This window comes from Schlesneria sp. (assembly GCF_036405755.1).
GTDB lineage: Bacteria > Planctomycetota > Planctomycetia > Planctomycetales > Planctomycetaceae > Schlesneria > Schlesneria sphaerica.
Map to the genome: position 1 here is coordinate 1 of NZ_DASWWZ010000279.1, position 9,391 is coordinate 9,391.

General features: G+C 58.5%; 8 protein-coding genes and 1 pseudogene. 4 read left to right on the forward strand and 5 right to left on the reverse strand.

Going from position 1 to position 9,391, the window contains the following annotated elements; all coding sequences use genetic code 11:
* A partial coding sequence (locus tag VGE80_RS09805) for a hypothetical protein (protein WP_440592537.1) occupies positions 1-241 on the forward strand: 241 nt, incomplete at its 5' end.
* A gap of 985 nt (positions 242-1,226) precedes the next feature.
* Here VGE80_RS09805 and VGE80_RS09810 read toward each other — a convergent pair.
* Together VGE80_RS09810 and VGE80_RS09815 are read right to left on the reverse strand one after the other, a co-directional pair.
* Complete coding sequence (locus VGE80_RS09810) at positions 1,227-1,733, reverse strand: hypothetical protein (RefSeq protein WP_397571518.1); 507 nt, start codon at positions 1,731-1,733, stop codon at positions 1,227-1,229.
* Positions 1,734-1,982: 249 nt separating this feature from the next.
* Positions 1,983-3,182 carry a phosphoglycerate kinase gene (locus tag VGE80_RS09815; protein ID WP_440592538.1) on the reverse strand — a complete coding sequence of 400 codons (1,200 nt, stop codon included), beginning with the start codon at positions 3,180-3,182 and terminating at the stop codon, positions 1,983-1,985.
* A gap of 212 nt (positions 3,183-3,394) precedes the next feature.
* Here VGE80_RS09815 and cyaB point away from each other — a divergent pair, with 212 nt between their 5' ends.
* Together cyaB and VGE80_RS09825 are read left to right on the forward strand one after the other, a co-directional pair.
* The gene (gene cyaB / locus VGE80_RS09820) at positions 3,395-3,976 is read left to right on the forward strand and encodes a class IV adenylate cyclase (protein WP_440592539.1); all 582 of its coding nucleotides are present in this window, start codon (positions 3,395-3,397) and stop codon (positions 3,974-3,976) included.
* Between the two features lie 61 nt (positions 3,977-4,037).
* Complete coding sequence (locus tag VGE80_RS09825; protein ID WP_440592540.1) at positions 4,038-4,754, forward strand: YggS family pyridoxal phosphate-dependent enzyme; 717 nt, start codon at positions 4,038-4,040, stop codon at positions 4,752-4,754.
* 90 nt (positions 4,755-4,844) lie between these two features.
* Here the strand turns inward: VGE80_RS09825 and VGE80_RS09830 are convergent, their stop codons facing one another.
* Positions 4,845-6,008, reverse strand: coding sequence for a M24 family metallopeptidase (locus VGE80_RS09830; RefSeq protein ID WP_440592541.1), 1,164 nt, complete (start codon positions 6,006-6,008; stop codon positions 4,845-4,847).
* Positions 6,009-6,255: 247 nt separating this feature from the next.
* Here VGE80_RS09830 and VGE80_RS09835 point away from each other — a divergent pair, with 247 nt between their 5' ends.
* Entirely contained in the window at positions 6,256-6,771 is a 516-nt protein-coding gene (locus VGE80_RS09835; protein WP_440592542.1) for a hypothetical protein, read from the forward strand.
* Between the two features lie 18 nt (positions 6,772-6,789).
* Here the strand turns inward: VGE80_RS09835 and pta are convergent, their stop codons facing one another.
* Together pta and VGE80_RS09845 are read right to left on the reverse strand one after the other, a co-directional pair.
* A complete protein-coding gene (gene pta / locus VGE80_RS09840) occupies positions 6,790-8,883 on the reverse strand; it encodes a phosphate acetyltransferase (RefSeq protein WP_440592543.1) in 2,094 nt (697 codons plus the stop codon).
* Between the two features lie 12 nt (positions 8,884-8,895).
* A pseudogene (locus tag VGE80_RS09845) lies at positions 8,896-9,391 on the reverse strand (acetate kinase); the annotation flags it as partial.

Below are 9,391 nucleotides of genomic sequence, written 5' to 3' on the forward strand. Positions count from 1 at the left end.
TTCGCCCATTTGCAGTTTCCGCGCGACCGACGTTCTGGTCGGCTTTGATCTGATTTTCGACTTCCTCATTTCTGGTCATCTCATGACCCTTCGATTTTCGAGGAGACCTGGAAGCCTCACATTCCTGCTTGCCGACGGGGACGTCGGCGTTCCCGGGATCGCCGACGTCCCCGTCGGCCGCGTTTCGGGGCCACTGAGTGTCTGCGTCGCACTAAGCAAAACGAGATTTGTTACGGCCTAACGTCTGGTCAAAGGACCACAAGCCCCATATTTAACCTGGCATGCAGCGGCATGAATCAGCACCCACGTTCCAAGCAACAAAGCTGTGTCCCGGAGCTCACTACGTATTCTGTGCTGCAGTATGGAATCGAACTCTAGGAAAGTCACGGCGATTCTTACCTTCCAATCAATTGGAAACGACGGCTCGAGGGAGGGTTTGTCGAGGTCGGATTTTGATAAGATTAGTGTCGCCAGAGTTGGATAACTCAGGGGATGGAATGTGGTGCACTCGGGAAGAAGGAATGACGACCGCGATGGATTCGTACTCAAGTTCCTCAGGGTCCGGTAGGATGCCCATCTTATGGAAAACCCTGGAAATCAGGGATTGGGGCCGTCAGGCGTCCACGATCGTGTCAATCTCGCATTTGGCTCAGCAGCCTTCGCAATCGCAGGGTGAATTTGGAACTTGCTCATCAGATTTAGAAGTTGTTCATTTTGAGCGACTTACTGAAGGTTTGAGCAAGTTCGATTGGGGCCTGAAAAATAGGGGTTTGGTTTGAAGTTGCTCAACTTGTTCAACTTGCTCAAGTGATTTTTTTCGGGATCGGATCTGAGGCGGGGAATGTGGATGTCGGTGCTGGATCGCGCTCGTCCAGCGGTCTTCGTCCACTGAGTATGGTGCACGGGGAACAGCCCACGGGGAAGACTCTCGGGAGGGTAGCCCCGGTTGACGCGGCTTCGCGGCTACCGGGGCGGCGACAGCCGCACGAGGTTTCCTTAGGTGGACTCACCCGTGATCGAAACGTCTTTCTGCGTCAATGCGTGATGGGGACCTCTTGTGCTGCGCACACCGGTAGCCCGGAAGACCGGTCAACCGGTGCTACCCGTTGGGCAGACGGGGACTCACGACTCGTGGCATTGGAGCGGTTTTTTCAATGGGGCGGTCAGGTCGGTGTGTGCGGGGACGTCGGGGCGAGTCAGGAATGGACGGTCCCGGTGGTTGCCGATCAGGGATTGGTAGGGATCGTGGCGAGCAGGTCGTTGACCAGCTTGGCGAGCTGTTCGTGGGTGACCTGGAGAGGGACGGGGGTTCTGCCGTTGCCTGTGCCGTCGTTGTGGTAGCGGCGAAGGGAGAACTGGCCCCCTCCCTGTAGCGACAGAATCACTTCGTAGTAGCGGGTGCCGCTGGTTGTCGTCGTGTCGGGGGGGGTTGAGCGGATCATGACCTGCTGGCCCTGGGCGTCGAATTCGAGCGGGCCGATGTTTTCCAGCAGATACGTGACGCGACGGCACAGGTCGCTGGCCCATTTTTTCAGGGTGTCCAGCGTGGCCGCGCCCAAAGCAGGAACCGTAAGACTCAATTCCTCACACGCGACACCGAGCGATTCGACGGAGATCAGGTCGACGGCAATGGTCAGTCCGCTGGCGTCAGAAACGGAGACCGTTTTCGGCGGAACGAAGGTTTGGCCGACTAACGGATTCAGCGCTGCTGCCAGATCGAGACTGAGAGACATTCGACCTCCCCCTCATCGGATTTTCCCCGGAATGCCCGATCGACACCCACGGAGCTTTTCACAGGACGTTTCAATGAAATCGACGGCAACGGTACTCCGCTGGTCACTCTCGTCAACCAGTCAACTCTCACAACAGAAACGGAGACACCAGACCCTATTGTAGGCTGATGTCTCCGTTCTAACGAGGGCGCTTTCACTGCGAGGTTATTGTGGGTTCATCCCGCAGCGACATAAGTTCAATTGCGAAGGTTACTTATTATCCAGCAGCTCAACCGCGGCAAACTTCTTCCCTTCGAGCATTTCGAGACTGGCTCCGCCGCCGGTGCTGACGTGGGTCACCTTGTCGGCCAGACCGAACTGCTGAACGGCGGCGGCGCTATCGCCACCCCCGATGATGCTGGTGGCGTCGCTGGCGACGATCGCTTCGGCAATGGCGCGGGTTCCGGCGTCAAACGGTGGCATTTCGAACACACCCATCGGGCCGTTCCAGATGACCGTCTTGGCGGTCTTGATGATTTCCGAGTACTTGGCGATGGTGGCCGGTCCGATGTCGAATCCTTCCCAGCCCCCTTCATCGGGAATCTGACCAACGGGGACCACCTGCTTGTTACAGGTGCTCTTGAAATCGTCGCCGCAGGCGGTGTCGAGTGGCAGGACGAGTTTATCGCCCCCTTCGGCCACCAGTTCATTGGCGAGATCGAGTTTGTCCCTTTCAACGCGGCTGCGTCCGACGGACCCGCCTCGCGCGAGGGTGAACGTGTGAGCCATCGCACCACCGATCAGGACCTTGTCGCAGATCGTCAGCAGGTTCTTGATGACCATGATCTTGTCAGAGACCTTGGCCCCGCCGAGGATGGCGACGAAGGGACGAACGGGATTGGCGATGGCGTCCGACAGAAACGCGATTTCCTTTTCGACGAGGAAACCGCAGACCTTGGGCTTTCCGTTCATGGCGTTCGGAACGGCGACCATCGAACCTTCGGTCCGGTGACAGGTTCCGAAGGCGTCGTTGCAGTAGATATCGCCCATGGCAGCCAGGACGGCGGCGTATTCGGCATCGCCTTTCTTTTCGCCTTTATTGAAGCGGACGTTTTCCAGCAGCAGGACTTCGCCGTTCTTGAGTTCTTTCGACTTCGCCTGAGCTTCTTCACCGACGGTATCGGCAGCAAAATGAACCGGACAGCCGAGAACTTCCTTCAGGCGGGCCGCCACGGGCTTCAGGCTGAACTTGGCGTCTTCGGCGGGGTCTTTCCCTTCGGGGCGCCCCAGATGACTCATCAGAATCACGCGGCCGCCGCGATCAAGAACAGACTTGATCGACGGCAGGGCTTCGGTGATTCGGCGGTCGTCGGTGATGTGCAGCTGATCGTCGAGCGGTACGTTGAAGTCACACCGCATGAGAACGGATTTACCTGCAACGTCGACATCGGCAATGGTCTTTTTGGCCATGATCGAAAGTACTTTTCCTGGGAGACCCTAGCAAATTGAGCCCCCTCCACAAAACGGGGGAATCCTCTTAATACAACCCCGTCATTTTAGATGGCCAGACGGTCGAAACCAAGCGCTGCGGCACGGTCGGTCGCTTGTCACTTCCGATTTTGAACCTGCCTCACACCCTTTCCCAACCCGATTTCTCGATTAGACTGCGACCGGGAGTGACTATGACCAAGACCTATGAAGTTGAATTGAAGTTTCGCATCGAAGATCCCGCATCGATTGAATCGCTGCTGCGGAACCGGGGGGCAACGGCCGACGACGTGGTGACTCACGTTGATCGCTACTTCAACCACCCGTCCCGCGATTTTCGCGAGACGGACGAGGCGCTGCGGATTCGATCCGTCGGAAACACGAATTGCGTCACCTATAAAGGTGCCGTGATCGGCACGGCGGCGAAAACACGCCATGAAATTGAGGTCGGTTTCGACGAAGGCTCTCAAGCCACTGATCAGCTACGTCAGATGCTGGGCCTGCTCGGCTTTCGCTTCGTCCGGGAAGTGCGCAAGTTGCGCCGAACACTGAGACTGGTTCAGTCCGGACAGAGCTTTGAAGTGTCGCTGGATGAAGTCCCGGAGCTGGGGCAATCGTTCCTGGAAATTGAACTCCTGGCCGAGGAGGGGGAACGGACGCAGGCGGAGTCCGCCATCTGGCATCTGGCCCGCTCACTCGGTCTTGAGGTCGCCGAATCCCGGTCGTACCTCAATCTGCTGATCGAACGGGACGACGGCACGCGGCAGGCAGATTGAGTCCCCCCCTGCTCTGGTGCCCGAACTGAGTGAATCGAGGCTGTGGAAGAACGAGGCTGCAATGAGTGACGAGAGCAAAAACCGATTGCGAGAGAATCTTGCGGCGATTCAGCAACGTGTGGCGGCGGCCTGCGCACGCTCCCACCGGCAACCTCACGACATCACGGTGGTGGCTGTGACGAAGTATGCCGAGCTGAGCTGGGTTGAGGAACTGATCTCGCTGGGGGTGCGGGAGCTGGGTGAGGCTCGACCGCAGCAACTCGCCAAGCGGGCGGAAGTGCTGGACTCGGCCGTTCGCTGGCACCTGATTGGCCACCTGCAGCGCAACAAGGTGGAGGACATCCTGCCCCTGACCGACCTGATTCATTCGGTCGATTCCACTCGATTGTTTGAGCAGATTGCTCGTCAGGCCGAAAAGCTGGGACGACGGCCTCGCATCCTGCTGGAAGTGAATATCGCCCATGAAGAGAGCAAAGACGGATTCACCGCGGAGGAGTTGATCGCCGCCTGGCCGGCTCTGCAAACAACCGACTCGGTCGAGATTGCGGGACTGATGGCGATGGCACCGCTCAGCGACGACGCCGAAGCGTCCCGGCCGTATTTCCGCCAGCTCCGGGAACTGAGCGACCGATTGAAAGCGGACTGCAACGGCCGCTGGTCGCTCGATCAACTCTCGATGGGAATGAGTGGCGACTTCGAGGTCGGGATCGAGGAAGGAGCGACCATCGTCCGGATTGGCAGCAGTTTTTTTGAAGGTCTCGAAGCACCGCAGCCGTGAACCCGGCTGGCTCAAGGGAGTCTGGCACCCCCTGACGAGACGGGAGAAATCGTGAGACCGCAAACAGGCTGCGTCAGCGACGCGCCAGTGTTAGTTATTTACGACGAGAATGGCCGGGATTTTGACGTTCACCCCTTTGACACTGATCGGGAATGTGGGCCAGTCGGTGGCGGGGGTGAGAACTTCGGTTCCCTCTTTGGTGACAACGACAGTTTCACCTAACAAGGCGGGACCAACCGAGGGATGCCAGAAGATGGGGACACCGGGGGTGAGGCGAAACTCGCTGCTGGGCATCAGCGGGACCGAACCAAATTCGTACTCGACGATGTCTGCCTGATCCGCCTGTTGCCACTCGGAGGCGGCTCCCGACTTTTCGTAGATCCGGCGGACACGGCTCCAGACTTCGAACAGTTCCCATTCCGGTTGTGAAAAGAACATGCCCGTCGCCGCGACGAGAGCAGCACGCTCGAAGGCCTCCAGGAGATCTCGAGGGGGCTCCCCCAATGAAACCGTACGAGCCGCACCAACGAACAAGCCTCGATAACGTCCGACCACGGAGATGGTACAGTAGCGATGAACAGGAGATTGATCGTGATTCCAATAGCGGAAACGGCGTCCACGTCCGTCGGCCACAACCTGGATTCGCTGCGGGTCGACGCCTCGTTTGATCAGTCGGTGTGCCACTTCACCGGCGATTTCGGCTTCTGTACGACCTCGCGTCATCCCCCGGGCGGTCGCCTCGACCGCATGAGCGATAATTTTTCCCGCCTCTCGCATGGAACTGACTTCGTATTCCGAGAGCGGCAACCGCATTCCCAGCAGGAGCAAGCTGACATCATCGGTCCCATTCACCCCCGTATCGCTGGCCACGCGTCGACCTCGGCAGAGGTCGGAGACCATCACTCCGCGGGGCTCAAACCAGGGCCGTTCCTTGAGCTGGAAGCCGAGTCCCGAGACTTCGGCCTCAAAGAACTGGGCCGTGTTGGCGTTGCTGCAGGCGATCAGGCGAGCGTCAGGAGTGACGAAGACGGCACCCGTCTGTCCGGTCAGTCCTCCGCGCTGATTGAGCTGCCCTCCGGTGATCCAGGCAAAGTTGCCCGGTTGCTGAATCAGCAGGGCCGCATAGCCTTCCCGTTCCAGCAAGTCCCGAACGAGTGCGTGACGCCGATCGATTTCCGCCCTGCGCTCTTCATCGATCACCGCAAACTCAGCGGACGACAGCGGATCAGACAGGTCAACCGAGGAAGAACTCATAGGAAAATCTCACATTCTGCTTTGACAGGATTCGGCCGACCGGCACATGGGTACGGTGAATGGAGTTTTCAGGATCGATCAGGACAACCGCCAGAATTGAGCAGGTATCATACCAATGAGAACTGACTCACCGCCGCGCTCAGAACGCGAAAAGACATAGTGTCACAAGAAACGAGTGGCGGAATAACCAGATCATCACGCAAACTCATGCAGATGCATGGGATACCGAAGAAGGCAGATAGCACCGATGGCTCAAAATGAATCAGACCGTGAAGACTTGATGGCCGAGATGGTGTCGCTGATTCGGCGAATCGAATGCTGTTCTCCGGACGGTCAACTACTGGCCGTGGTGGGATTCAATGCTCTCGGTTGGCTGTTCGTTTATCGTGGGCACGATCTGATGTACCGATTCGATGCACAGAAGCGGCTGCGGCGAGCCTACGTCGATGGACTGCTCTACCGGACAGAAGGAAAAACACTCGCTCAACTGAAGCGTCACCGGGAACACTTAAGTGATGAACCGGGTTCCTCCCCGACGACATCGCTCATCCGCCGCGACCTCTCCAGCAGTGATGTCGATCAGTTTCGTGAACGGGTTCATGCGGACTTGAAGCAGGTGCTGAGCGATATCCGGGGGGGCGTGATCACCCGCCGTCTTCCCGAGACGGGAGATGAACTGCTGCCGGAAATTGAGACCAGCCTGAATGACGTCCTTCAGTCGCCGCAGTTTCTGGCGCCGGCGATCGTCCGTCGAAAACGATGATGTCAGCGAACGATGAGCTCAACTTTGGGTGGCTTGCACAGCCGTTAAGGCGATGGTGTAGACGATATCGTCGATCAGTGCTCCTCGCGAAAGGTCATTGACCGGCCGCTTCAGCCCCTGCAGCATGGGACCAATACTAACGACATTGGCGCTACGCTGTACGGCTTTATAAGTCGTGTTACCGGTGTTCAAGTCAGGGAAGACAAACACAGTGGCTTTCCCCGCCACGGCACTGTCCGGCGCTTTTGTCTGGGCGACGTCGAGTGTCGAGGCGGCGTCATATTGAAGAGGACCATCAACCAGGAGATCGGGCCGCAGTTCTCGGGCGATGCGGACTGCTTCCCGAACTTTATCGACATCGACACCGCTCCCGGAGGTTCCTGTCGAGTAGCTGATCAAAGCGACTCGAGGGGTAATGCCAAACTGCTTCGCCGAGTCTGCACTTTGAATGGCGATTTCGGCTAATCCCTGAGCATCGGGGTCCGTCACCACGGCACAGTCCCCATACACCACGACCTGATCGGGGAGGCACATAAAGAAGACAGACGACACCAGGCTGACACCGGGCTTCGTTTTAATGAGCTGCAGGGCTGGACGGATCGTATTGGCGGTGGAATGGACGGCTCCGGACACCAGTCCGTCCGCTTCGCCCTGTGCCAGCATGACGGTTCCCAGGACAACGTTATCAGTCAGTTGATCGGCCGCAGCCTGCTCAGACAGCCCTTTACTCTTTCGCATTTCCACGAGTGGAGCAACATAGTGCTCACGGATCGAATCGACATCGATGATCTCCAGATCGGCGGGAAGCTCCAGTCCCAATCCGTGAGCAACGCGGCGGATTTCGTCGGGCTTTCCCATCAGGACACAGCGAGCGATCCGACGTTCCTGACAGATGACGGCCGCTTTGATTGTCCTCGGTTCGTCCCCTTCGGGGAGCAGAATCCGACGGTTCGCCAGCTTCGCCCGTTCCGTCAGTTGATAACAGAATGCCGCAGGGGACATGCGGGGTTCGGCATCGCTGCTGCGGTGTGCGGTCAGCCACCGTTCATCGAGATGACTCGCGGCGAACTCCATCGCCGAGCGGATTCGCTGCGTGTCGTCGGCGGGAATTTCCTGACTCATCCCGTAGAGCGCCGTCGCCGTTTCATAGCTGCTTTTGGGAACCCAGAAGACGGGAAGCCCCGTCTGGAAACCGGGCATGCAAAACGCTTTCACCGATTCTTCGATCGGAAGTTCACCGGTCAGGACCAGCCCGGCGATCGGAATTCCGTTCAGAGCCGCCATGGCGATCGCGATGATCACATCGTCACGATCGGCTGGCGTGACCAGGATGGCACCCGGACGGAAGGTATAGAAAAGGTGCGGTACTCGCCGGGCCAGCAGCGAAATTTGTTTGACTCGACGATCATCGATTTCCCCCGCGAAGACCACCTCAGCCTTCAGATGAGCGGCGATATCGCGAGGCCGACAGTGAGTCAGTTCCGCGTGATAGGGAATGCACCCGATCACAGAAAAATCGGCGTGCGGCCGGGAAACAACGGCCTTGGCATAGCGGGACCGGGCCGCCTCGCCCGTCTCTCCGCTTTGCAGTCGGACACGGTTCAGAATGCATCCCATGACCCGTTCGCTCTGCATGCCGCCGTAGGGGCTGGCAGCGGTCTCGAGATCATGGCGCAGCCGGTCGCTCGACCGGTCCCCTTCGGCCGCAACAAGGACCACGTCGGCGCTGAGGATCCCGACCAGTTCTTCGTTCCAGTCAATCGACGACTGGCGGGTCGAGACCAGTCCTTCGACGATCACGACCTCGGCGTCAGGAGTGGACTGATGGAAGGCCGTGATGATTTCCGTCCGCAGTCGGTCGAGTTCCTGAGCACTGACCAGGCGTTCGGCCCGGTCGAGTGGAATCGGGGGGGCGGGCTGAAGCTGCGTGATGGTACGAACGAAGTGCGTCGATCTCTCGGGGCCATGTTCACGCTCCCGCTGGTGATCGAGCGGCTTGTAGAACGCGACCCGCACGCCAAGCTGATCAAAGGCTCGAACCATCCCCAGGGCGACAGTCGTGAGTCCGCAGTCCGCATGGACCGGAACGAGGAAGATCGTCTTCTTCATCATGAGCGACAGCCTTTACTGATCGTGCTTCTGACACAGTTCCACCGCAAATTGACCGATCATCCATTCTTCGTTGGTGGGGATGACCAGTGCGACCAGACCGCTCGAATCGTCTCGTGTGATTCGCCCCTGAGAATGAATGCCGTTTGCCAGATTGCGTTCAGGGTCCAGTTCGGGCCGCAGAATTGTGAGAGCGGAAAGTGTCTTTTCTCGGACCACCGACGAGTGCTCGCCGATTCCGCCAGTAAAGACCAGAGCATCCATTCGCGTGAGGGCCGCACACATGGCCAGGACCTGACGAGCCAGCCGGTAACAGAAGACCTCGATCGCCAGCGCCGCCCGAGGCTGCCCGGCAATGGCTGCGTCGGTCAGGGTCCGCATGTCGTTGCTCAATCCCGAGATCCCCAGCAGTCCACTTTTTCGGTTGATCATGTCGTTCACTTCACGGATCGACAGCCCCGATTTTCCCGCAATGTATTCCGTCAGATTGGGATCAATATCACCGCTGCGT